This is a genomic window from Bacillus sp. FSL R5-0397 (genome assembly GCF_038593395.1).
GTDB classification, from domain to species: Bacteria; Bacillota; Bacilli; order Bacillales; family Bacillaceae; genus Bacillus; species Bacillus altitudinis.
This window is the reverse complement of the sequence record NZ_CP151992.1, coordinates 3,442,917-3,465,198: the sequence shown is the minus strand read 5'-3', so window position 1 is coordinate 3,465,198 and position 22,282 is coordinate 3,442,917. Positions and strand designations below refer to the sequence as shown.

Below are 22,282 nucleotides of genomic sequence, written 5' to 3'. Positions count from 1 at the left end.
AAATGTATGACAAGAACGTTCGGACAGAAGATTTCTGCCCGAACGTTTTTTTGAGCTTAAGGGTTTACTTTTCCTACACCCGCATTTGATACAACTTCTGATTTCACATTGTTCACGTTAAGCAAAGAGTAGTTATAAGGAGGGTTGTACGTACCTGTTGAAGACGTTGGCAGACTGCCTGTGCTATTAATATATGAGTTGTTGATGACATGCCATGTACCGACTTGACGGCTGTCCCAGCTGCCAATGGCATTGTTTGTATTTTCAAATACGTTGTGCTCAATTCTCATTTTTGCGCCCATACGAGAGTTAATCGCAGTTGTATGGATGCCTTTGTAGTAGTTGTTATACACATGACCTTCTCCGTAGCGCATAGACGGTACACGAGAGTTCAAGTTTTCAAAGCGGTTGTTGTGGAATGTGATTTTTCTGTTGTAGTTATCGTTATCGGAGCTGCCCATCAGCATTGTTTTCCAGCTGTCATGGACATAGTTCCATGAGAACGTAATGTAATCGGAGTCATTTTTCACATCGAATAACCCATCATAGTCATCTTTCCCAGAGTTCAAAGTGTTGTAGAGTTCATTATGGTCGACCCATACGTTTTTAGAGCCACCTTCGATTCCGATGGCATCTTTATCACCGATTTTGCTGTGATGGATTTTGAGGTTGCGGATGATGACGTTATTAGCACGCCATACTTTAATACCAATCCCATTAAATTCGCCGTTTTTCCCTTTACCGACGATGGAGACATTGTTTGTATCTTTCACATCAATTTTATTGGCCGAAGTATTAGAAGGAGTAATCGTTCCGTCTACCACGATTTTCAATTTTTCATTTGTTCCTTTGCTTTTGAGGGCAGCTAATAGTTCATTTCCGGTTTTCACCGTCACCGTTTTACCGCCTTCACCGCCTGTTGTACCGCCATTTAATGTGGAGAATCCTTGCTGATTAAAATTGGCCATAATCGAAGGGCTTTCTGGATATTTCGTTGCTGCTTTTGCCTCCCCATTTGGCGCAAATAATGAAGTCACGAGACCAACCGCTAACACACCAGCTAACATTGGAACTTTTTTCTTCAACATGAACATCTCCATTCTATATTTTGTTTTAATGTAAACGTTTCCAAAATAAGCTGCGATTCAACCGCTCCTCCTTCCTTCGCCAGCATCGCCTCTTTCGGAATGTAGGAAGAGCATAGCACGCAAAAAGGTATCATCGGCTAAGAATTGGAACGAAGTATTCCACGATTTTCAAGGAAACTAAGGCAATGATTATTTCAATTTATCTACATGAGACAAGGATCATTGACGATAGGTATTGGGGTAACCTAGTGATTATGAAAAGGACGTTCTTCTTTTCAAGGAAAATCAAGATGATTACGAAAGCGTCATTTTGTTAGAGACAAAGACATGTCATAATCATTACATAAGAAAAAAATGGATATCAAATAGATCCATGCGCTAAACAGTAGGTAGAAAAGGCTCCAATTTAAAAAAAGAAGGTCTATTTTAAACGATGCGATCACCGGTGTCGTCTAATCAATAAGAGATAGAAAGGAAGGAGGGACGTGTTTGGAGCAGACCGAGGAGACTTTATGGATCAAGCGGGCAAAACAGGGGGATGATGCCGCATTTACCGCCCTTTATCGGCATCATTATTCGTTTCTTTACCGTTATTTGATGAAATTGACCCTTCAACAAGAGCAGACCGAGGAGATCATGCAAGAAACGATGCTCAAAGCGTACATGAAACTTTCTTCTTTTAGAGGAGATTCATTATTTTCAACATGGCTCATGTCCATTGCATCTAGACAATTTTTAGATCATCAAAAGAAAAGAAAACGTGAACAAACGAGAGAAGGAAAGGCGAATCAAGAAGCCATCCGCCGGTTCAAATGGGATGTTCAGCAAAAAGGCCATACTTGGCATGACATGTGGGATGCTCTAAATGAGTTAAAGGCTCAGGAGAGAGCACCGATCCTTCTCCATTACTACTATGGCTTTACTTACCCTGAAATCGCTTCGATGCTCGGGGTGAGAGAAGGTACGGTGAAATCGAGGGTTCATCATGGGATCAAGAAAATTCGAAAGGAGTGGGACTGATGAAAGAAGATCGTTTCGCCGATCGTTTAAAAGAGGAGTTGCAGGAGCTCGATGAACAAATCGAAGTAGAAAAGCCGAGTGAACAAGCTTTGATGTTGATGCTAAAGCAGGCAAAGGAAAAAGAGAAAAAACGTTTTAAACAAGAAGTGCTGGCGTACATCATCGTCAGTCTGACCATCATGACACTTTTTGCAGCTGCCATTACTCATTTGCCCATCATCTTCATTCTTCTCCAAGTGGTGAGCGTGCCACTCTGTGTGGTTGTCGGCATCAAGGAATACCAACATATTAAAGGAGGGTCCTCCTTATGAGTCAGACGGAAATGATCATCTTATTGTGCGCATTACCGTTACTGTTTGCACAGGGATTTCTCTTATTTATGGATGCCAAGAAAAGAGGGCGTTATAAATGGTTCTGGGGCATCATTGGGTTAATCAACTTCCCATCTTCTTCTATTTTATATTGGCTGTGTGTTGTCTTACCTGATCGTAAAAGAGGAGAAAAGCTCAGGAAAGATTGAAAGACGTTGTAAAACTTTTGACCTTTTTTTTGAATGATCATCATCTAGAAAAAATGAAAGTTTCATGAATGTGTCAAAGAAAGCGGGATGTTGAACGTCCAGTTCGTCATTTCTAGCACGATAGTCATTCTTTGAGCGGGTCATTTTCATGACGGAAGGTGATTCTGTTTGATCTATCTCATTTCGGCATCGTTTTCATCTGTTATCAATATTGATCAGTTTTTACAAATGGTGTTAAATTAATCTCAATATGCGTTAGAAAATCTAACAACCAAAGAGTGAGATATTGACAAGGAGGCAGATGAGACATGTTGACCTTAGATCGAGCAGCACAAACAGCACAAAGCTACATCCACCGTGTGCTAGAGGATGTAGAAAAACGGAATCCAGGCGAGACGGAATTCCAGCAAGCCGTGAAAGAAATTCTGGAATCCCTCGTCCCAGTTTTTGCAAAACACCCAGAGTACGAAAAACAGGGGGTCTTAGAACGCTTAATTGAGCCTGAGCGGCTTGTGACGTTTCGTGTACCGTGGGTAGACGATGAAGGCAAAGTACAGGTGAACAGAGGATTCAGGGTTCAATTTAATAGTGCCATCGGTCCTTATAAGGGGGGCATTCGTTTCCACCCATCGGTCAATGCAAGCATCATCAAGTTTTTAGGATTTGAACAAATCTTTAAAAATGCACTGACAGGTTTGCCGATCGGCGGAGGAAAAGGTGGATCAGATTTTGATCCTAAAGGGAAATCTGATGGAGAAATCATGCGTTTTGTTCAAAGCTTTATGAGTGAACTCAGTCGTTATATTGGACCTGATCAAGATGTACCGGCAGGAGATATTGGGGTAGGCGCACGCGAAATCGGCTATATGTTCGGCCAGTACAAAAAAATGCGTGGTGCGTATGAAGCAGGTGTCCTGACAGGAAAGAGCCCTGGCTTCGGAGGCAGTTTAGCAAGAAAAGAAGCGACCGGCTATGGACTGGTGTACTTTATGGAAGAAATGTTAAAAGCCCACGGAATGCAATTTGAAGGACGATCTGTTGTTGTGTCTGGGTCAGGAAATGTATCGATTTATGCGATGGAAAAAGTATTGGAATTAGGCGGAAAGGTTGTGGCTTGTAGTGATTCAAGCGGAGCCATTTACGACCCTCAAGGCATTTCACTTGAGACAGTGAAGCAGCTGAAGGAAGTCGATAACCAGCGAATTAGTGCCTACATAGACATTCACCCGCATGCTGAATTGATTGAAGATTGCGAACAAATTTGGTCTCTCCCTTGTGACATTGCGCTGCCATGTGCGACCCAAAATGAAATTTCAGAGTCGCAAGCACAGCAACTAGTGGCAAACGGTGTCATCGCTGTAGGAGAAGGGGCCAATATGCCGTCCACACTTGAGGCCGTCAAAGTATTTGAACAACATGATATTTTGTTTGCACCAGCAAAAGCAGCAAATGCAGGGGGAGTGGGTGTTTCGGCGTTAGAAATGGCGCAAAACAGTGCGAGAATGTCTTGGACTTTTGAAGAAGTAGATGGTCAGTTGAAACAAATGATGCAGTCGATTTATCGTCAGTGTACTGAGACAGCTGAAGAATACGGATACGCTGGAAACTTAATGGTAGGCGCAAATATTGCAGGATTTCGCAAAGTGGCAGATGCCATGATCGCACAAGGCGTCATTTAACTCCTGCTCTCCCGCACCTGTTTATTTCATGACAAGATCGGGAATCGTCTTGTAAGAATGACAATAAGGAGGCGCGGGAGAAAATGAAAAAGTGGCTGAAACAAATTGTCAAATGGGCACCAGTGATTTATCCAGTGGTGAGGAAAATATACAAAGAACGAAAAGCATCCAAAAGTCGTAACGTATCAGCCGGGTAATCCGGCTTTTTTTTATGAAATGCATGAAACAAAAAAATATGCTGTGTGAATGATCCATATCACTTCTCTCTCCGTTAAGTACATAACAAACGGAAAGAGGAGGCAAAACAGATGAAAATGAAAAAAGCATTTTTAACGATCCCGCTTAGTGCAGCATTATTATTACCAACTGCTCAAATGGTAAGTGCACACGAAGGACATATGCATGGGGATGCAAAAAAGTCGTCATCATCACAAGAGGTGTCAAATAAAGCAACGGATCTTCGCGCAGCGCTTGATCAGCTCTTCTCAGAGCATGCTTATTTAGCAGTGATCACGATGCAAAAGGGAATTGACGGCAGTAAAGATTTTGATCAAGCAGCCGCAGCGTTAAATGAAAACACGAATGATCTATCAGATGCGATCGCCTCTGTGTATGGAAAAAAAGCAGAGAAACAATTCAAAGAGATTTGGTCAAGCCATATCGGCTACTTCGTTGATTATGTACAAGCGACAGCGAAAAAAGATGAAGCAGGTAAAAAGAAAGCGATCAAAGCGCTTGATCAATACCGCATGAAACAAGCTGATATGCTTGATAAAGCAACAGGTGGAAGATTGAAAGCAAGTGAACTTGAAGAAGGGTTAAAGATGCACGTCAATGAACTGCTAAAAGCTTTTGACAGTTACACAGAAAAGGATTTTGATACAACCTATGAAACGGTCAGAAAATCCATTCATCATATGTTTGAAGTAGGTAAAGGTGTATCATGGGCGATTACAGATCAATTTCCTGGGAAATTTGATCAAAAATCAGTCGATACTCCAGCGGCAGATCTTCGTGAGGATTTAAACTACTTGTTCTCAGAGCATTTGGCACTCGCGGTAGTGGCTATGCAAAAAGGGAATGATGGCAGCAAGGACTTTGACCAAGCGGCAGCAGCCTTAAATGAAAATACAAATGATTTATCAGATGCGATCGCTTCTGTTTATGGAAAAGATGCAGGAAAACAATTTAAAACGATCTGGTCAAGTCATATCGGATATTTAGTTGATTATGTTAAAGCGGATGCATCAGGAGACGAGCAAGCAAAAGAAAAGGCTGTCAAAGATTTAGATGCTTACCGTATGAAACAAGCAAAATTTTTAGATCAAGCGACAGATGGACGATTGAAGGCGGCTGACTTAGAAGCTGGGTTGAAAACCCATATTGATGAGCTCATCAAAACGTACACGTCTTATCATCATGGTGAATATGATCAGCTGTACCCGACTGTCAGAGAAGCATACGGCCATATGTTCATGGTTGGTCAAGATGTCGCATCAGCTATTGTCGATCAGCATCCTGACATGTTCAAATCCAACATGCCAAATGAGATGCCGAAAACAGGTATGGGAGGCACAGCCGGTCCATTAGGTATGTCATATGAAGCATTTGCTGGGATGATGGCAAGTCTCATCTTAGCCGGAGGTGCAGTGGGGGCGTTCTTTCTCATTCGCCGTAAACCATCAAATTAAGCAGGCATCAAGACAAGAGGGAACGTGCACAATCGTGCCGTTCCTTTCTTCAAAAGGAGGTCGACTTGCGTGAAAAGATGGCTGTTTGGTATTCTGACGCTTTTCATCATCACGGGCTGCGCATCCCAATCAATAGATGAAAAGTCATCCTCTGAAACTGCATCATCTTCTGAGCCAATGACAGCAAAACAAGCCAAGAATCAATCTCATTCACACGACACGTTAAAAGATGAGCCATCGGGTATTGTGCCAGCTGACATCTCCATTCCAGCGATTGATGTCCAAGCAAAAGTGGAAAAAACGACTTTATCAAAGGATGGCAGTATGGGTGTTCCGCAAAATTCAGATCACACAGCTTGGTTTGAAGATGGTCCGAAGCCCGGTGATAAAGGGAATGCTGTCATAAATGGTCATGTTGATAATAAATGGGGTCCAGCTGTTTTTTATCGACTAAAGGAGCTAAAAAAGGGAGACAAAGTCATTGTGACATCCTCGTCAGGGGAAAAGCGAACCTTTGAGGTTTTCAAGGTGAAAAGCTATCCGCGCGAAGAGAAACCAAATGCTTTTTTCGGGTACGCCTTTACACGGAATCTCAATTTCATCACATGTACGGGAATTTTTGATCATGCAGCCGGTACACATGAAAAAAGATTGGTTGTCTTTACACAACTGATTTCCTCATAAGAAAAAGGCGGATACACGGAGGTGTAACGCCTTTTTTTCATGATTTCCATAACAGCATCTTAGAAGAAGATTCATAGGTCATTAGATATGGTTGGTTGTATAAATAGGGGCGTTTGTCATATAAATGAGTTGGCAATTTTTATTTCTTTTCAGTAGAATATGAGTAATGAAGAGAACTGTAAGCGTATACAACCTGTCCGAACAAGGCAGATTCTCCACCCTAAATGAAGGAGGCCGACCTAATGCTGAGTAAAAGACTGGCGCACATTTTAAGTCAGCTGATGGCAGCTGAGACTCCTCTCACGAGCGCTGCGCTTTCTGTCAGTTTACAAGTGACAAGCCGCACCATCCGAACAGACATCAAGGAACTGAATGAGCGTCTAGCCCCTTATCAAGCAGCTGTATCAGCTGTTAGAGGCGCTGGCTATGAGCTGTTGATCAACGATGAGAATGCCTTTCGCCGTTTTATGAAGGAAGAAGTCGAACAGGAAGAACCGCTTGCTATTCTTCCAGAAGAACGAGTTCGATTTATTTTGAAAAAGCTGCTTCTAGCGGAATCATATGTGAAGCTGGAAGACTTACAGGAGCAGCTGTTTATTAGTAAATCGACGATGAGTAATGACATGAAATGGGTCAAACGTAAGCTCGAACCCTTTGATCTGAAGCTGGAAGCAAAGCCGAATAAAGGCTGCCGGATCAAAGGATCTGAGATGAAAATCCGTTATTGCATGTCAGAATATTTATTCAATGAACGGCGTTCCTATCAAACCATGCTGAACACGGCGGTTACGATTTTGCCAAAACATGAGCTGGAATTGATTCAGAGAACCATGATTGATTATATCAACGAGGAAAAAATGAATCTATCAGACATTTGCATGAATAATTTAATTGTTCATATTGCTATTGCCTGTAAACGGATTAGACACGGAAACTATGTATCTGTGCTGCCTGAAGAAATCAACGAAATCCCAAGGGCAAAAGAATACAAGGTAGCCAAAAAAATGGTTGAGCGTCTTGAAGGGCTGCTGGATGTCTCATTTCCACAAGAGGAAATCGTTTATATCGCCATTCATTTGCTAGGAACAGCCAAAATGGTACAGTCTTTTTCAACGGGCGGTCAAAAACAAATTGTGGATGATGACACGAGCCGTCTTGTTCAGCTGATGCTGAAAGCCATTGATCAAAAATTGCAGCTGGATTTAGCGGGAGATGCGGAATTGCTGATTGGCCTCAGTTTGCACTTAAAGCCAGCGATCAATCGGTGTAAGTATGGAATGAATTTAAGAAATCCAATGCTTGATGAGATCAAAGCGGGCTATCCAATTGCCTTTGAAGCAGGGATTGTGGCGAGCAGAGTCATTGAAGAAGAGACAGGTTTGTCCATTCATGAAAATGAGATCGGCTATATGGCACTTCATTTTGGTGCGGCCTTAGAGCGCAGGAAAATGGAGATACCACCGAAGCGATGCCTGATTGTCTGTGCGTCTGGTGCTGGGAGTGCAAGGCTACTTCAAGATCGTTTGCGGTCACAATTTGGGTCGAAGCTGACCATTTTAGGAACAGCAGAGCTTTATTCCCTTCCGCATGTCTCTTTACATGCATTGGATTTAATTATTTCGACCATTCCCATTCATATGGATTTACCGATTCCGGTCATTCAAGTGAACACGATTTTAGGAGGCAGTGATTTTTTAAAAATAGAAGATGCTTTGACAAGTGAAACAAGAGTGACATTAGCTACGCAATATATGAAAAAGGAATTGGTCTTTACAAAACGTGGCTTTCAAACAAAGGAAGAGGTCATACACTTTCTCACGCAAAAGGTCATTGACATGGGCTTAGCGCCAGCAGAACTTACACAATCTGTGATGGAAAGAGAAGAGTCTGCACCGACTTCATTTGGGCATTATACAGCGATTCCGCATCCGATGACCCCGCTAACAGAAGAGACGTTTTGGGCGATCTGTACATTAGAAAAACCGATTATTTGGGGAGAGAAAAAAGTTCAATTTGTGTGCTTGCTTTGTGTCGAAAAAGAGAATGCCAAAGACTTAAAAGGCATGTACCGTCTGCTTGGAGAGCTTGTCCATCATGTGAAATTTATTCAGCACCTCATCACCTGTGACACCTTTGAAGACATGCTGGATGTCATGGATAAAAAAGCGCCTTCGTACAAGAACTAATGGTGTGATATTAACTTTTTCCGCTTCCTAAAGGAAAAAGTATGGGTGTTTATGAAAGCGGTTTCATAATATGATGAATGTGTAAAGAAAAGCTTCATACTTCAAAAAGGGGGCGTTTACAATGAACATTTTATTAGTTTGTGCAGCAGGTATGTCAACAAGCTTACTTGTCACAAAAATGGAGAAAAGTGCACAAGAACAAGGAAAAGACTATCGTATTTGGGCAGTATCTGGAGATGCTGCAAAAAATCATATTGATCAAGCCGATGTGCTTTTATTAGGACCTCAAGTTCGTTATTTATTACCGCAAATGAAAAAACTCGGAGAAGACAAAGGAATTCCAGTAGACGTGATTAATACCGTGCATTATGGCGTATGTAATGGTGCTGAGGTTTTAAAATCTGCTGAACAGTTAGTGAACGGATAAAGGGGGCGGAAGGGATGAATGGATTCAACCGATTTCTAGAAGAGAAGGTTATGCCGTTTGCAGGGAAGATTGCCGCTCAAAGACATTTACAAGCATTGCGTGACGGAATTGTTTTAACCATGCCTCTCATTATCGTCGGTTCACTGTTTCTTATTTTAGCCAACCTTCCGATTCCAGGATACAGCGATTTTATGGCAAGTGTCTTCGGAGCCGAATGGGCCACGAAACTATCCTATCCTGTGAATGCCACCTTTGACATTATGGCACTTGTTGCGACCTTTGGGATCGCGTACAGGTTAGCTGAAAAGTATGCAGTCGATGCACTGTCATCTGGTGCAATTGCTGTCGCAGCTTTCCTCCTAGCCACACCTTATCAAGTACCGTTCACACCTGAAGGATCAACAGAAGCTATCCTAGTGAATGGCGGTATTCCCGTCACACTGATGGGCAGTAAAGGGCTATTCGTTGCCATGATTATTGCCATGCTTTCCACCGAAATTTACCGCTTTATTGTACAGCGGAATATCGTCATCAAAATGCCTGATGGTGTACCGCCAGCAGTTAGTAAATCGTTTATCGCACTTATTCCAGGTTTTGTGGTCATCACGCTGATCTGGGTCGCTAGGCTTCTGATTGAGATGACACCTTTTGAGAGTATTCATAATATCATCACGGTCTTAATCGGCACACCACTATCCATTCTTGGTGGAAGCTTAGGCGGAAGTATCGTTGCCATTGGTGTGCAAATGCTCCTCTGGGCATGTGGTATTCACGGAGCCACCATTGTCGGTGGAGTCATGGGTCCGATTTGGCTCGGTGCGATGGATGAAAACCGTCTTGCCTTCCAAGCAGGAGAAGTGCTGCCGAATATTTTCACAGCGCAGTTCTTTGAAATCTTTATCAATGTCGGCGGAAGCGGCGCGACGCTTGCTTTGGTACTGACCATGATCTTGCGTGCGAGAAGTAAACAAATGAAACAGCTTGGCCGTCTTGCGATTGGGCCAGCCATCTTTAACATCAACGAACCGATCATTTTTGGAATGCCGATTGTGATGAACCCAATGCTTCTCATTCCGTTTATCCTTACCCCAATTATGATGATCATCACCACATATATCGGAATGAGTACAGGACTTGTAGCAAAACCGGCAGGGATCGCTGTCCCGTGGACAATGCCGCCAATCATTTCAGGCTATCTCGCAACAGGTGGGAAAATCTCTGGCGCGGTCATGCAGCTGATTAACCTTGCCTTGTCATTTGCGCTATACTATCCATTCTTTAGAATGTGGGATAAGCAGAAATTGAAAGAAGAAAATGAGCTTGAAGCAAAAGCATCAACAGATGAAAATGTCGTCAGCATGTAATAGAGGGAACAAGGGGGATGCGGCCGATGGAAATGGAACAAATTGTGTTTCAACTCATCTTGCACGGTGGTAATGGCAGAAGCTCGGCCATGGAGGCCATTACATGTGCAAAGCAAGGCAATTTTGATGAGGCGAAGCAAAAATTGCAGGAAGCACAAGACGCGTTAAATGAGGCGCATCACGCACAGACAGAGCTGATCCAAGGAGAAATCAGAGGAGAAAAAACCGACGTCAGTCTCTTGATGATTCATGCACAGGATCATCTGATGAACGCAATGACCGTCAAGGAGCTTGCAGCTGAAATCATTGAGCTCCATGAAAAAATGAAGCAATTCGGAGGTGTCAATTCATGAAAGACGGAATCAAAATTGTCACAATAGGCGGTGGATCAAGCTATACGCCTGAGCTCGTCGAAGGGTTTATTAAACGATATCAAGAATTGCCTGTAAAGGAATTATGGCTTGTGGATATTGAAGCGGGTCAGGAAAAGTTGAACATCGTAGGTGCCCTTGCAAAACGTATGGTCGAAAAAGCAGGTTTGCCGATTGAAGTGCACCTCACTCTTGACCGCCGGGCAGCTCTGAAAGATGCGGACTTTGTCACGACACAATTTCGTGTAGGACTGCTCGAAGCCAGAGCCAAGGATGAAAGAATCCCGCTTAAATATGGCGTCATTGGACAGGAAACGAATGGTCCAGGCGGATTATTTAAAGGTCTACGCACCATTCCAGTCATTCTAGACATCGTGAAGGATATGGAAGAGCTTTGCCCAGATGCCTGGCTGGTGAACTTTACAAATCCAGCAGGCATGGTCACAGAGGCGGTGTTACGCTACACGAATCTGAAAAAAGTGGTCGGTCTATGCAATGTGCCGATTGGAATCAAAATGGGCATTGCAAAAGCGCTGGATGTCGATGTCGAACGCATTGAAGTACAATTTGCAGGCCTCAATCACATGGTCTATGGCTTAGATGTGTATTTAGACGGGGTCAGCATTATGGATCAAGTGCTCGATGAATTAGGAAATCCAAATAGCCAGTGGTCCATGAGGAATATTGAAGCGAAAAACTGGGAGCCTTCTTTCGTCAAAGGCTTAGGGGTCATTCCATGTCCGTATCATCGTTATTACTATAAAACGAAAGATATGCTGGAGGAAGAACAAAAAGCGGCTCAAGAAAAAGGAACAAGAGCAGAGGTTGTGCAGCAAGTCGAGCATGAACTATTTGAGTTATATAAAGACCCAGATTTATCGATTAAACCGCCGCAGCTCGAAAAAAGAGGCGGGGCTTATTACAGCGATGCAGCATGTAATTTGATCAGCTCCATCTATAATGATAAACATGACATTCAACCGGTAAATACAGTGAACAGAGGAGCGATTGCCAGCATTCCGGCCGAATCAGCGGTTGAAGTGAACTGTATCATTACAAAGGACGGACCGAAACCAATCGCGACAGGTGATCTGCCTGTGGCTGTGAGAGGACTCGTTCAACAAATCAAGTCCTTCGAGCGTGTGGCAGCTGAAGCAGCTGTGACAGGAGATTACGAGACGGCTCTTGTCGCCATGACCATCAATCCACTCGTTCCTTCTGACGAAATTGCAAAGCAAATCTTAGATGAAATGCTTGAAGCGCACCGTGAATATTTACCGCAGTTCTTCAAATCAGTGAATGCGTAAAATAAAATGGCCCCTTTATGGGGTCGTTTTTTATGATTTTTTCATATGGAAACCGGAGAAAGCAGTGTATGATAGAAAAAACAACATGTACTGCTTCAAAGAAAGGACGGTTAGAATATGGTGGCAATTGGTTTAATGCTTTACGGCTTTATCGTTCAACCTCTACTTAGTTACGGCACAGTGGTTTTGTTTTTGTATGGAATCATCGCTTCATTTATTGGCCTGATTCGGCATAGACAGGATGTGTGGATGTATGTTCTCCGCTTGCTCGTTTGTTTTACCATTCCAGTAACCAATCTGTTAATGTATTTCGCAACCATTGGTGGAGATGAAAGAGACTTTGATTTTCAGCCGATGCCGCCAGTTTATCATCTTGTTTTTATCCTAGAAATCATCATCGTCTTTTTACCAGAGATCTTTTTACTGATCGAGAGAAATCGGAGTATCAAAGGGAAACAGTGGATATATGCAGGGGCCATTGTGGGGATATCGGTCTTGTTTTGGTGCACGATTTGATGAGAGGCTGACTGACATCTAAGTCTTTTTCGCCTTTTTGTTGCGTAACCTCTTTCGCCTCACTTTTACAAAAGTAATGGAAAGAACAAAGATAGAAATTCCGAGAAACTTAAATAGAAAACGGGTGAAGAACGGTGAATCATCGAAACCTGTAGCGATGATGATCGATCCGATGCAAATCCCAAAGAACGCTAGTAAATAAGTAAAAAACATATCATCACTCCTTAAGCGTGGAATAGATCCATATTTTCCATTATGAGGTAGAGAAGGAGATAAAGAAACAAAAAAAGAACCCTTCATCAAATGAAAGGTTCTTTCGCTTGCTTATGCCTGCTTGACGACCGAATCGACTTCTACTGTCCAGCCGAAGATGTCTGGCTGAGTTCCTTTTTGGATTCCGGTAATCGCTTCGTACAATTTCTTCGATACTTCGCCTGTTTGACCATTTTGAATGACGTATGGCTGATCGTGATAAATTAATTCACCGACAGGAGAAATGACGGCTGCCGTTCCTGTCCCGAAGATTTCTTCAAGTTCACCTGACTGATGTGCTTCGATTAACTCATCAATTGAAATTTTACGTTCTGTCACAGGGATTTCCCAATGCTTTAACAGCTCAAGCACAGAATTCCGTGTGATCCCTTCTAAAATGCTGCCGTTCAGTTCAGGCGTCACGATTTCTCCGTTGATTTTAAAGAAGATATTCATACTACCGACTTCTTCAATATACTTTTTCTCGATGCCATCAAGCCACAGGACTTGTGAAAATCCTTTCGTTTCAGCAACTTGCTGTGCTTTCAGGCTTGATGCATAGTTTCCAGCTGTTTTGGCATTTCCTGTTCCGCCTTTAACAGCGCGGACAAATTCGTTTTCCACCGCAATTTTGACCGGATGAATGCCTTCTTTATAATAAGAACCTACTGGAGATAAAATGATGATCAGCTTATAGGTGCTTGACGGTGCAACACCTAAATAGGGCTCAGTAGAAATAATGAATGGACGAATATACAAAGAAGTGCCCTCTGCATCAGGTACCCAATCCTTATCAATGCGAATGAGTTCATTTAAGCCTTCTAAAACCGTTTCTGTATCAATTTGCGGGATACATAGGCGGTCGTTTGATCTGTTTAAGCGTTCCATATTTTTTTCGGGACGGAATAAAAGAATCTTTTGATCCTCAGACACATACGCCTTCAAGCCTTCAAAAACAGATTGGCCATAATGATAAACCATAGAAGCTGGATCCATTGGAATCGCCTGATAAGGGATAATTCTCGGATCATACCAGCCTTTATCAATTGAATAATCCATCACAAACATGTGGTCTGTGAAGATTTTTCCGAATTCAAGTTGATCAGATTGAGGTTTTGGTTTTTTTGTTGAACTAAGTTCAACGCGGATGGGTTGTTTTGGCATTGTAAATCTCCTTGCTGTTTGATTATTTGAAAATTCTAATAATATGAAATAATTATGATTCTATTCTATACCTTCACAAAATATTAGCAATAGGTTTTCTGGAATTCAAACAAGAAAAATCTGTTAAAGCGCTTTCCTCCTCTCTGTCGTGGTTTTACTGAAGTTTCCCCTTAGAAATAAAATCCAATTTCGTTATTAACTGATTAATCTGACAATTTAAAAGCGATTTGTTTTCCTGTAAGATATTCTTTCAACCATACACCTTTTGACTAGTACATTGCAAGGGGCATTGCCATATTTTAATCCTCTTTTTTTTAACCGATAAAGGTAGAAGAGAGTGGAAGGGAGCAAACAACGAGATGAAACGAATGATATCAGGCGCCTTATTGATTTTATTGATGACCGCCATTAGTTTTGGCTGTCAAGCGATGACGGAGGAGGCTGGTGCGAAGCAAGGTACTGCCTATTACGTCGCAGCAAATGGGAACGACAAACATCCAGGGACAAAGCAAAAGCCTTTCCGTACGCTGAAAAAAGCGGCAAGTATCGCGAAAGCTGGGACAACAGTTTATATGAGAGGCGGTACATACAAAGAGAGATTGATTGTCCGCCATTCTGGAACAAAGAAAGCACCAGTTGTTTTTCAAGCGTATGGAAAAGAGAAGCCTATCATAAGCGGAGCATCTCTTAAAGGAAATCAAGCAGACGGTGGTCTTGTGCAGATTGATCAAAAAAGCTATATCACCCTGAAAGGTTTGACAGTCGGTCATATTAAAACGAATCAAGAAGATGTGACACCCATCGGTATATTCATCACAGGCAGCGGCAAAGGCGTCAAACTGCTTAACAACCGTGTGTACGACATTCAGACGACACATCAAAATGGGAATGCTCATGGCATTGCGGTCTATGGAACGAAAGCACCTGCAGCCATTGAAGACATCGAAATCAAAGGAAACACTGTGGAAAAGTTAAAGCTAGGTTTTAGTGAAGCCCTTGTGCTAAACGGAAACGTGAAAAAATTCCGCGTGACACATAATACAGTCCGGTATACGGACAATATCGGGATTGATTTAATTGGTTTTGAGAATGTCGCACCTTCTAAAAAGTATGATCAAGTGCGAAATGGTGTCGTATCTAGAAACAAAGTTTATAAGATTACGAGTGTTGGGAATCCAGCGTACGGCAAGGACATCTCCGCAGGAGGAATCTATGTGGATGGCGGAAAAGACATCGTGATTGATCATAACATCAGCCATCATAATGACCTTGGGATTGAGGTCACAAGTGAACATAAAGGGAAGATGGCCGAACGCATTCGCATTGAGCACAATCAAGTATATTTAAATCGTTATACAGGCATCTCCATTGGCGGCTATGACAAGAAGCGGGGCGGAACCACAAACACGACCATCTCCCATAACATTTTGTACAAAAATGACACAGCCGGCTTAGAAGGCGGTCAATTGCTCATGCAATATCAATCGGTGAACAATCGAATCACGAATAATATCATGACAGCCAGTGCTTCGCATTACTTAGTCGTGAATCTCTACGAAGTGAACAAGAAGAATACATTCCAAAAGAATGTCTACGATGACCGCAAAGGTGCAAAAGCCTCACAATGGGTATGGCGCGGCAAATGGCTGGAAGGCTACAAAACGTATCGCTCGAAAAGCGGTCAAGATAAAGGATCAGCACACCTTAATCCCCAATTTGTGAATGAGAAAAAATATGATTTCCGTCTTAAGGCATCATCACCTGCTAAGAAAATCATCGGCAGTTAAACAAGGCATTCGGTGCAAATGATCATTTTAGAAATTTTCAAAAAAATCATTGACATTGATGAGACATCACATTAAAGTAAAGAAGACATTTCAACTAAAACAAATTTCATAACGGATCTCTTATCAAGAGAGGCAGAGGGACTGGCCCTATGACGCCCAGCAACCGTTTCTATTTAAGAAATTGGTGCTAATTCCTGCAAAGCTGTTACAGCTTTGACAGATAAGAGAGGAAGACTTCCCGATACATGTTTCATGCAACGGTGATCAAGCCTCTCTTTATAAAGAGAGGCTTTTTTGATCTCTTTTTTTAGAATCAAAAGACTGGGTTCACAGGCATATTTCCACTTCTTTACCTAGTTTTCCGATGTGAAAAATAAAACAACTTGAGGAGGAACAGCAATGAAACGTAAATATTGGACATCATCTCTTGTATTATTGACGGTCCTGACCGTGCTATTATCTGGTTGCGGTACGGGATCAAGCGCAGGCTCAAAGGCTAATGCAAACGAAAAGGCCTCCTTTGACAATGTCCCGAAGCGATTTGCAAAAGGACAGGGAGCAAAAATTAAAGTGATCCGTAAAATTGGTGGGGACGATCATACTGCTCAGTTTTTAGCAGGAACGAAGGCAGAAGGTGAAGCGCTAGGCTTTACAGTAGATGTCTACACGGCAAATGGTGATACGGCGAAGTTTCATGATGCTATTTCTCAAGCACTAGAAGAAAACTATGATGGCTTTATCATCTCTCATGGGGATGATGAGGCGACAGTCGCTGATGTGAAGAAGATCACAGCGAAAGGCATTCCAGTTGTGGCGTTTGATTCAAATCCGAAGCTGAAGGACATCAAAGGGGTCACAGTGACGTCTCAAGATGACGAGCAATTAGCGAAAAAATCATTAGATGCACTCGTGGCTGATTTTAAAGGGAAAGCAAATATTGCGTATCTTTGGGTAGACGGATTCCCTCCAATGGTGAGACGAAACAAGGTGTACCAAGAAACGCTCAAACAGCATACAGGAATCAAGGAACTTGACCGATTTGGCGTTGCGGCCTCTGATACATCAGTTCAAACACAAAATGCGGTTGCGGCTATGCTAAATAAATATCCAAAGGGTAAACTGGATGCGATTTTTGCCACGTGGGATGCATTTGCGATTGGTGCCGCAAGAGCTTTAAAAGAAGCAGGAAGAACCGAAGTGAAAATATACGGTATTGATGTGTCTAATGCCGATCTGCAAGAAATGACTGCGAAAGACAGTCCTTGGAAGTACACTGCCGCTGTCGATCCGAAGCTCATTGGCGCAATCGACGTAAGGATTCTTGCGAAGAAACTAGCTGGCGAGAAAACGCCATCTTCCTATGACCTTGAGGCCTCTCTCATTTCACAAAAGCAGCTTCAGGATGCAGGAAAGGCCATCAATATGGTCAATCTTGCAGATGAAGTAAAAGGATTCGGATCATCGACTGCTTTTGAAGAAGACTGGATGAAGACCTTGAAGAAGCATTATGCAAAATAAACAACGTGCACTCTCTTTTCATAGAGGGTGTTTCGTTTTTCAATTGACGATCAGGAGAGAAGGAGGACACCTATGACAACGCCGCTTGTTCATATGAAAAACATTTCGATTGAATTCCCAGGAGTCAAAGCGTTAGATCAAGCAAATTTCACATTAAAAAAAGGCACAGTCCATGCCCTGATTGGGGCGAACGGCGCTGGGAAGTCAACGTTAATGAAAGTTCTCTCTGGTGCTCATTCACATTTTGAAGGAACCATCCACATCAATGGCGAGGCGGCGACCATTCATACACCGAAGGATGCGGCCTCATACGGTGTGCAGACCGTCCATCAAGAAGTGGATACAGCTCTCGTGCCATATTTAAGTGTTGGCGAAAATATGATGATCCATGAAATGGAGAAAAAACCATTCGTCCGTTGGAAAGAGATTCACCGCAAGGCAGCACAGCTGTTACAAGAGATGGACATTGACATCTCAACGAAGCGTCTTGTGAGTGATTTGACACTGGCAGAAAAACAAATGGTGCTCATTGCCAAGGCTGTGTCGATCAAATGCAGCATTTTAATTTTAGATGAACCAACCGCTCCACTTAGTCATGCAGAAACAAGCAAGCTATTCTCAATGATTCATCAATTGAAAAAGAACGGCACAGGCATCATTTTTATCTCGCATCGCATGCCGGAGATCTTCAACATCTGTGATGAACTGACTGTGATGAAGAATGGAACCGATGTGGCGGCGTATCTCATTAAAGAAACCGATCCAAAGCAGGTCATTGAGGAAATGCTTGGCGCGCCATTAGAGGATCAATTCCCATTCCGTACACCGCTTGAGGATGCACCGATTGTGCTTGACGTGAAAGAGTTGCATGACCAGCATAAATTAAACAACATTCATCTTCATGTGAAAAAAGGAGAAATTCTCGGGATTGCAGGACTAGTCGGTGCTGGTAAAACAGAATTGTGCAAAGCCCTATTCGGCGCCTCAGAAAAAAAGTCAGGCACTGTGCAGCTGCATGGTCAAACCATTCATATCAAGTCACCTCATCACGCTGTGAGAGCGGGTATTGCCCTTGTGCCTGAGGAACGGAGAAAAGAAGGGATTCTAACAGAAGAAACTGTTGGATGGAACGTAACAGCTGCAAGTCTACGTTCGTTTACACGGCCGTTCAGCTTCTTACATCGTTCTAAGGAACGGAAGGCAGCAGATGGAATCGTCAAGCGGCTTGGCGTCAAGACACCTTCTCTTGAAGCGAAGGTGAAGCATCTCTCTGGTGGAAATCAGCAAAAGATTGCGATTGGAAAATGGCTGTTGGCTGAGGCGGATGTCTATCTCTTTGATGAACCAACCAAAGGTGTAGACGTTGGAGCAAAAAAGGACATTTTCTCCCTTATTGCAGAACTAGCTGCAAGAGGAAAAGCGGTTATTTATGCTTCAAGTGAGCTTTCAGAAATTGCAGGAATTGCCGACCGAGTATACGTCTTATATGATGGCAGCATTGCCCGGGAAATGACGGCACCAATGACTGAAGAAGAGCTTTTATATCATTCAACAGGAGGACAATCATGAGTGAACGACAAGTTTCAGCCCCAGTTCAACAAATCAAGAAACAGCGGCCATCCTTTCATCTGTTTGATTTCTTTTATCAATATGGCACCATCTTAACGATTGTCGTATTGATTGTTGTCTTTGCAGCAGCCAATCCGGCATTTTTACAGTCAGGAAATATCATCAATATTTTACGATCGATCTCGATTGTAACCATCATTGCGGTAGGGCTGACGATCTCCCTAGCAGTGAATGGCTTTGATTTATCTGTAGGCTCAGTTGCTACGTTATCAAATGCAATTGTGATCTCCATGTTTGTATGGTTCTCGCAAAACCCACTCATTGCGATCCTTTCTGCGCTGGCGGCTTCTCTTATTGTCGGTTTGCTGAATGCTTGGATGATTGTCAAAATGAAGATCCCAGATATGCTCATGACACTAGCCATGATGTTTATCATTCAAGGGCTGGCACAAACCTATACGAAAGGTGCGACCATTTCTGAAAATATGGTGCTGCCTGATGGCACTTTTTCAACTGGCACCATCCCTGCCTTTTTCAGCAAGATTGGGCAGGTCCCCTATATCATTTTGATTATGGCGGCCATTGTGCTTTTTGCCCATGTTTTTATGACTTACACAAAGCATGGGCGATTGATGTATATCATCGGTGGAAATAAAGAAGCCGCTCGATTATCTGGTATTCATGTGAACAAATACAAAATCGCAGCATATCTGTTGTCTGCCTTATTTGCGGCGATCGGTGGTATCGTGCTGGCATCAAGGGTGATGACAGCAGAAATTAACGCAGGAACGCCATATTTAATGGATGGAGTAGCTGCTGCTTTTATCGGTTTTTCAGTCATGGGAGCAGGTAAACCAAACGCATTCGGTACGTTTATTGGTGCGGTACTCATCGGTATTTTGCAAAATGGACTTGTGATGATGTCTGTCCCGTATTATGCAATGGATATCGTGAAAGGATCTGTGCTTGCACTGGCACTCGCGCTGACTTATTACAAACAGCGGGGCTAAGATGTATTTTTTTAAAACCATTTGCGTCCTCTCTCCGTCTAGTAATCGGAAAGCAGTGTAACAGCTGTTTGCCAAAAGGAGATGACAAAAAGAATGAATATGTCAGCAACTCATGTAGAAGATTTGAAAAGTGTCATGGAAGATTGGAAAAATGAATTATTAGTATATAAATTTGCATTAGATGAAATGGATACAAAGTTTTCGATTATTAGTCAGGAATATAATTTAATCCATGGACACAACCCAATAGAGCATACAAAATCACGGATCAAATCCTTTGAAAGCATCGTGAATAAACTAGCGAGAAAAGGATGTGACATCACCACACAATGTGCCAAGGAGTACATACATGATATCGCTGGTGTCCGCATCATCTGTTCGTTTATTCAAGATATCTATAACATTATTGATGTTCTGAGGCAAAGAGAGGATTTAAAGATCCTTGAAGTGAAGGATTACATTCAGCATCCGAAACCAAATGGCTATCGAAGTCTTCATTTAATTGTTGAGATTCCTGTTTACTTAACGAATCGTGTGGAGCATGTGAAGGTTGAAATTCAGGTGCGGACCATTGCGATGGATTTCTGGGCGAGTCTCGAACATAAAATCTATTATAAACTGCAAAACGATGTTCCTCATCAGCTCACCGATGAACTAAAGGAAGCGGCAGATATCGCTCACTACTTAGATGAAAAAATGCAAAATATCAAACGAGAAATTGATTAACCAATAGAAAGAGTAGCTGTTTTGAAGGACAGCTACTCTTTTCAGTCTTATTAAGGGTTGGTGCCTCGATCTCTCTTTTGAATGATCGTACCGTCATCTTGCGATTGTGCAGACGGGCTGCCTTTTTGTGTAGAAGTGCCAATCCAAACACCTGTGAACAAGAGCGCAAAAATCGCACTTGAGATCAGCCATTTTTTCATCATACATCACTCCATCTTCTTAACAAGTTTTGAATGACAATGCCTTGTTCTGAAAATAAATCGCTTCTTTCGGAAGACCATTTTCAGTTAAGTAGGCGGCTACATCCTGACAGATAGCCTCAAGATCAACAAGGAAATTCATAGATTCTAATTGATCACAATAAGAAATGATCTGCTCAATCATGTTGTTTGGCTGGAGCATCAATGTTTCTAAAATGGATAATTTAAGTGAAATGTTTCGTTGTTTTAAATTTTCTGCTTTTTGAAGTGAAAGCTGTACATAATAGTGGAACAAACCAGGCTTTTTCAGCTTAAACAGCGCTTTCGTGTAGGCATACAAGGCCAGTAAATAGCCGCCTGGAGAAGAAGTTTCGAATGCCTCAATCAATAAAGCCTTTTCTAGGAGCGGTACAGCTTCACTGTATTCATTTCTTAGACTTTTAATAAAGGCTGCATTGCAATACGCGTGACCAAGTAAATCTGGATCCTCCATCTGTTCGAGTGAGTGAATCACCTGTCCGAACAAAGCTTCTGCCTCTTCATATTTCGATTGATCCGCATAATTCAGAGCAAGCATCATTTGACAGCTGATTGATTTTTTCACATAACATGGATCTGCGTCGTAAATAGACGAAGCCTTTTTTAAGTGGTGGATGGAGAGAAGTGTGGATCTTATATTATAGTATAGACATCCTGTTTTATAATGGAATTCTGCCTTTTCAATGTCATCATGTACGAGATCTAATTTATCCTCGGCCAATTTCAAATGGTGAAATGCTGTATCTTGATTCCCTCTGCGCATTTCATACATGCCTTTAAAGAAATAGAAATAGTAGCTGAGCATATCATCTGTACGAATCGCATTTTCATCTACAAAAAGACTGTGATCTAACGAAGCTGTATCTTCGACTAAATCTTTGAAACGGTATTCTAAAAGTTGATAGTAGAGTAAGACGTCTTGATTCTCTTCCATTCGATCAAATGCTTGAAGAATCTCTTCTTTTAGCTGTATTGCTTCTTGTATGTCTCTTTTTTTCATCAAGACATACCAGTCATTTAGCATATTTGCTACATCAACGGATGACAAAACACCTGTTTCTGCCAATTGGTATCCTCCTTTCTTCACCTATTCATTTCTGCTGATTCTTATTTGTCTGAATCATCTTTCCATATTAAGTATCTTCTTATATTTTAAGCGGTCTA

22 protein-coding genes and 1 riboswitch are annotated in these 22,282 nt (G+C 42.2%); of the genes, 18 read left to right on the top strand and 4 right to left on the bottom strand.

What is annotated here, in order from left to right; translation table 11 throughout:
- Positions 1-56: 56 nt before the first annotated feature.
- Positions 57-1,088 carry a pectate lyase gene (locus NSQ70_RS17800; RefSeq protein ID WP_034647690.1) on the bottom strand — a complete coding sequence of 344 codons (1,032 nt, stop codon included), beginning with the start codon at positions 1,086-1,088 and terminating at the stop codon, positions 57-59.
- A 489-nt stretch (positions 1,089-1,577) separates the two neighbouring features.
- On the opposite strand from NSQ70_RS17800, the gene sigY reads away from it, so the two are divergent.
- The 13 genes from sigY (at position 1,578) to NSQ70_RS17735 (ending at position 12,853) form a co-directional block, all read left to right on the top strand.
- The gene (gene sigY, locus NSQ70_RS17795) at positions 1,578-2,108 is read left to right on the top strand and encodes an RNA polymerase sigma factor SigY (RefSeq protein ID WP_047946583.1); all 531 of its coding nucleotides are present in this window, start codon (positions 1,578-1,580) and stop codon (positions 2,106-2,108) included.
- Positions 2,108-2,419 carry a YxlC family protein gene (locus NSQ70_RS17790; protein WP_035389913.1) on the top strand — a complete coding sequence of 104 codons (312 nt, stop codon included), beginning with the start codon at positions 2,108-2,110 and terminating at the stop codon, positions 2,417-2,419. The genes sigY and NSQ70_RS17790 overlap by 1 nt, the downstream gene beginning before the upstream one ends.
- Positions 2,416-2,628, top strand: coding sequence for a hypothetical protein (locus NSQ70_RS17785; RefSeq protein WP_008345569.1), 213 nt, complete (start codon positions 2,416-2,418; stop codon positions 2,626-2,628). The genes NSQ70_RS17790 and NSQ70_RS17785 overlap by 4 nt, the downstream gene beginning before the upstream one ends.
- A gap of 308 nt (positions 2,629-2,936) precedes the next feature.
- Positions 2,937-4,307: an NADP-specific glutamate dehydrogenase gene (gdhA, locus tag NSQ70_RS17780; RefSeq protein ID WP_342502320.1), complete on the top strand. Its 1,371-nt coding sequence runs from the start codon at positions 2,937-2,939 to the stop codon at positions 4,305-4,307.
- Between the two features lie 83 nt (positions 4,308-4,390).
- On the top strand, positions 4,391-4,504 hold the full coding sequence (locus NSQ70_RS17775) for a hypothetical protein (RefSeq protein WP_008345567.1): 114 nt from the start codon (positions 4,391-4,393) through the stop codon (positions 4,502-4,504).
- A 111-nt stretch (positions 4,505-4,615) separates the two neighbouring features.
- The gene (locus NSQ70_RS17770) at positions 4,616-5,998 is read left to right on the top strand and encodes a copper amine oxidase (protein ID WP_342502319.1); all 1,383 of its coding nucleotides are present in this window, start codon (positions 4,616-4,618) and stop codon (positions 5,996-5,998) included.
- 69 nt (positions 5,999-6,067) lie between these two features.
- Positions 6,068-6,682, top strand: coding sequence for a class F sortase (locus NSQ70_RS17765; RefSeq protein ID WP_327855498.1), 615 nt, complete (start codon positions 6,068-6,070; stop codon positions 6,680-6,682).
- A gap of 242 nt (positions 6,683-6,924) precedes the next feature.
- Positions 6,925-8,868 carry a BglG family transcription antiterminator gene (locus NSQ70_RS17760; RefSeq protein WP_113766878.1) on the top strand — a complete coding sequence of 648 codons (1,944 nt, stop codon included), beginning with the start codon at positions 6,925-6,927 and terminating at the stop codon, positions 8,866-8,868.
- Between the two features lie 121 nt (positions 8,869-8,989).
- Positions 8,990-9,295 (top strand): PTS sugar transporter subunit IIB, encoded by a 306-nt coding sequence (locus tag NSQ70_RS17755; RefSeq protein ID WP_007497889.1) that lies wholly within the window; start codon positions 8,990-8,992, stop codon positions 9,293-9,295.
- A 14-nt stretch (positions 9,296-9,309) separates the two neighbouring features.
- Positions 9,310-10,659 (top strand): PTS cellobiose transporter subunit IIC, encoded by a 1,350-nt coding sequence (gene celB / locus NSQ70_RS17750; protein ID WP_007497888.1) that lies wholly within the window; start codon positions 9,310-9,312, stop codon positions 10,657-10,659.
- A gap of 26 nt (positions 10,660-10,685) precedes the next feature.
- Positions 10,686-11,012, top strand: coding sequence for a PTS lactose/cellobiose transporter subunit IIA (locus tag NSQ70_RS17745; RefSeq protein WP_008345561.1), 327 nt, complete (start codon positions 10,686-10,688; stop codon positions 11,010-11,012).
- A complete protein-coding gene (locus tag NSQ70_RS17740) occupies positions 11,009-12,337 on the top strand; it encodes a 6-phospho-beta-glucosidase (RefSeq protein WP_007497885.1) in 1,329 nt (442 codons plus the stop codon). Before NSQ70_RS17745 ends, NSQ70_RS17740 begins: the two co-directional genes overlap by 4 nt.
- A 117-nt stretch (positions 12,338-12,454) precedes the next feature.
- Positions 12,455-12,853, top strand: coding sequence for a hypothetical protein (locus NSQ70_RS17735; protein WP_024719510.1), 399 nt, complete (start codon positions 12,455-12,457; stop codon positions 12,851-12,853).
- A 324-nt stretch (positions 12,854-13,177) separates the two neighbouring features.
- On the opposite strand, the gene NSQ70_RS17730 is transcribed toward NSQ70_RS17735, so the two are convergent.
- On the bottom strand, positions 13,178-14,269 hold the full coding sequence (locus NSQ70_RS17730) for a branched-chain amino acid aminotransferase (protein WP_008345553.1): 1,092 nt from the start codon (positions 14,267-14,269) through the stop codon (positions 13,178-13,180).
- Between the two features lie 359 nt (positions 14,270-14,628).
- Here NSQ70_RS17730 and NSQ70_RS17725 point away from each other — a divergent pair, with 359 nt between their 5' ends.
- The 5 genes from NSQ70_RS17725 (at position 14,629) to NSQ70_RS17705 (ending at position 20,879) form a co-directional block, all read left to right on the top strand.
- A complete protein-coding gene (locus NSQ70_RS17725; protein ID WP_342502318.1) occupies positions 14,629-16,056 on the top strand; it encodes a right-handed parallel beta-helix repeat-containing protein in 1,428 nt (475 codons plus the stop codon).
- A gap of 117 nt (positions 16,057-16,173) precedes the next feature.
- Positions 16,174-16,283: riboswitch (SAM riboswitch) on the top strand.
- A 172-nt stretch (positions 16,284-16,455) separates the two neighbouring features.
- Positions 16,456-17,574 (top strand): sugar ABC transporter substrate-binding protein, encoded by a 1,119-nt coding sequence (locus NSQ70_RS17720; RefSeq protein ID WP_342502317.1) that lies wholly within the window; start codon positions 16,456-16,458, stop codon positions 17,572-17,574.
- A 72-nt stretch (positions 17,575-17,646) separates the two neighbouring features.
- Positions 17,647-19,143 carry a sugar ABC transporter ATP-binding protein gene (locus NSQ70_RS17715; RefSeq protein WP_342502316.1) on the top strand — a complete coding sequence of 499 codons (1,497 nt, stop codon included), beginning with the start codon at positions 17,647-17,649 and terminating at the stop codon, positions 19,141-19,143.
- Positions 19,140-20,153: an ABC transporter permease gene (locus tag NSQ70_RS17710; protein ID WP_017368303.1), complete on the top strand. Its 1,014-nt coding sequence runs from the start codon at positions 19,140-19,142 to the stop codon at positions 20,151-20,153. The genes NSQ70_RS17715 and NSQ70_RS17710 overlap by 4 nt, the downstream gene beginning before the upstream one ends.
- A 93-nt stretch (positions 20,154-20,246) precedes the next feature.
- On the top strand, positions 20,247-20,879 hold the full coding sequence (locus NSQ70_RS17705; protein ID WP_007497867.1) for a GTP pyrophosphokinase family protein: 633 nt from the start codon (positions 20,247-20,249) through the stop codon (positions 20,877-20,879).
- A 50-nt stretch (positions 20,880-20,929) separates the two neighbouring features.
- Here the strand turns inward: NSQ70_RS17705 and NSQ70_RS17700 are convergent, their stop codons facing one another.
- Together NSQ70_RS17700 and NSQ70_RS17695 are read right to left on the bottom strand one after the other, a co-directional pair.
- The gene (locus NSQ70_RS17700; protein WP_017368302.1) at positions 20,930-21,079 is read right to left on the bottom strand and encodes a hypothetical protein; all 150 of its coding nucleotides are present in this window, start codon (positions 21,077-21,079) and stop codon (positions 20,930-20,932) included.
- Positions 21,080-21,098: 19 nt separating this feature from the next.
- Positions 21,099-22,184 carry a tetratricopeptide repeat protein gene (locus tag NSQ70_RS17695; protein WP_039165127.1) on the bottom strand — a complete coding sequence of 362 codons (1,086 nt, stop codon included), beginning with the start codon at positions 22,182-22,184 and terminating at the stop codon, positions 21,099-21,101.
- Positions 22,185-22,282: the final 98 nt, after the last annotated feature.

What these genes read in the sequence shown, in the direction of transcription:
- NSQ70_RS17730 (WP_008345553.1), bottom strand. Translation starts at nt 14,269, where the DNA reads ATGCCAAAACAACCCATCCGCGTTGAACTTAGTTCAACAAAAAAACCA.
- NSQ70_RS17770 (WP_342502319.1), top strand. Translation starts at nt 4,616, where the DNA reads ATGAAAATGAAAAAAGCATTTTTAACGATCCCGCTTAGTGCAGCATTA.
- celB (WP_007497888.1), top strand. Translation starts at nt 9,310, where the DNA reads ATGAATGGATTCAACCGATTTCTAGAAGAGAAGGTTATGCCGTTTGCA.
- NSQ70_RS17720 (WP_342502317.1), top strand. Translation starts at nt 16,456, where the DNA reads ATGAAACGTAAATATTGGACATCATCTCTTGTATTATTGACGGTCCTG.
- NSQ70_RS17800 (WP_034647690.1), bottom strand. Translation starts at nt 1,088, where the DNA reads ATGTTGAAGAAAAAAGTTCCAATGTTAGCTGGTGTGTTAGCGGTTGGT.
- NSQ70_RS17745 (WP_008345561.1), top strand. Translation starts at nt 10,686, where the DNA reads ATGGAAATGGAACAAATTGTGTTTCAACTCATCTTGCACGGTGGTAAT.
- NSQ70_RS17775 (WP_008345567.1), top strand. Translation starts at nt 4,391, where the DNA reads ATGAAAAAGTGGCTGAAACAAATTGTCAAATGGGCACCAGTGATTTAT.
- gdhA (WP_342502320.1), top strand. Translation starts at nt 2,937, where the DNA reads ATGTTGACCTTAGATCGAGCAGCACAAACAGCACAAAGCTACATCCAC.
- NSQ70_RS17700 (WP_017368302.1), bottom strand. Translation starts at nt 21,079, where the DNA reads ATGAAAAAATGGCTGATCTCAAGTGCGATTTTTGCGCTCTTGTTCACA.
- NSQ70_RS17785 (WP_008345569.1), top strand. Translation starts at nt 2,416, where the DNA reads ATGAGTCAGACGGAAATGATCATCTTATTGTGCGCATTACCGTTACTG.
- NSQ70_RS17740 (WP_007497885.1), top strand. Translation starts at nt 11,009, where the DNA reads ATGAAAGACGGAATCAAAATTGTCACAATAGGCGGTGGATCAAGCTAT.
- NSQ70_RS17755 (WP_007497889.1), top strand. Translation starts at nt 8,990, where the DNA reads ATGAACATTTTATTAGTTTGTGCAGCAGGTATGTCAACAAGCTTACTT.
- NSQ70_RS17760 (WP_113766878.1), top strand. Translation starts at nt 6,925, where the DNA reads ATGCTGAGTAAAAGACTGGCGCACATTTTAAGTCAGCTGATGGCAGCT.
- NSQ70_RS17710 (WP_017368303.1), top strand. Translation starts at nt 19,140, where the DNA reads ATGAGTGAACGACAAGTTTCAGCCCCAGTTCAACAAATCAAGAAACAG.
- NSQ70_RS17735 (WP_024719510.1), top strand. Translation starts at nt 12,455, where the DNA reads ATGGTGGCAATTGGTTTAATGCTTTACGGCTTTATCGTTCAACCTCTA.
- NSQ70_RS17790 (WP_035389913.1), top strand. Translation starts at nt 2,108, where the DNA reads ATGAAAGAAGATCGTTTCGCCGATCGTTTAAAAGAGGAGTTGCAGGAG.
- NSQ70_RS17725 (WP_342502318.1), top strand. Translation starts at nt 14,629, where the DNA reads ATGAAACGAATGATATCAGGCGCCTTATTGATTTTATTGATGACCGCC.
- NSQ70_RS17705 (WP_007497867.1), top strand. Translation starts at nt 20,247, where the DNA reads ATGAATATGTCAGCAACTCATGTAGAAGATTTGAAAAGTGTCATGGAA.
- NSQ70_RS17715 (WP_342502316.1), top strand. Translation starts at nt 17,647, where the DNA reads ATGACAACGCCGCTTGTTCATATGAAAAACATTTCGATTGAATTCCCA.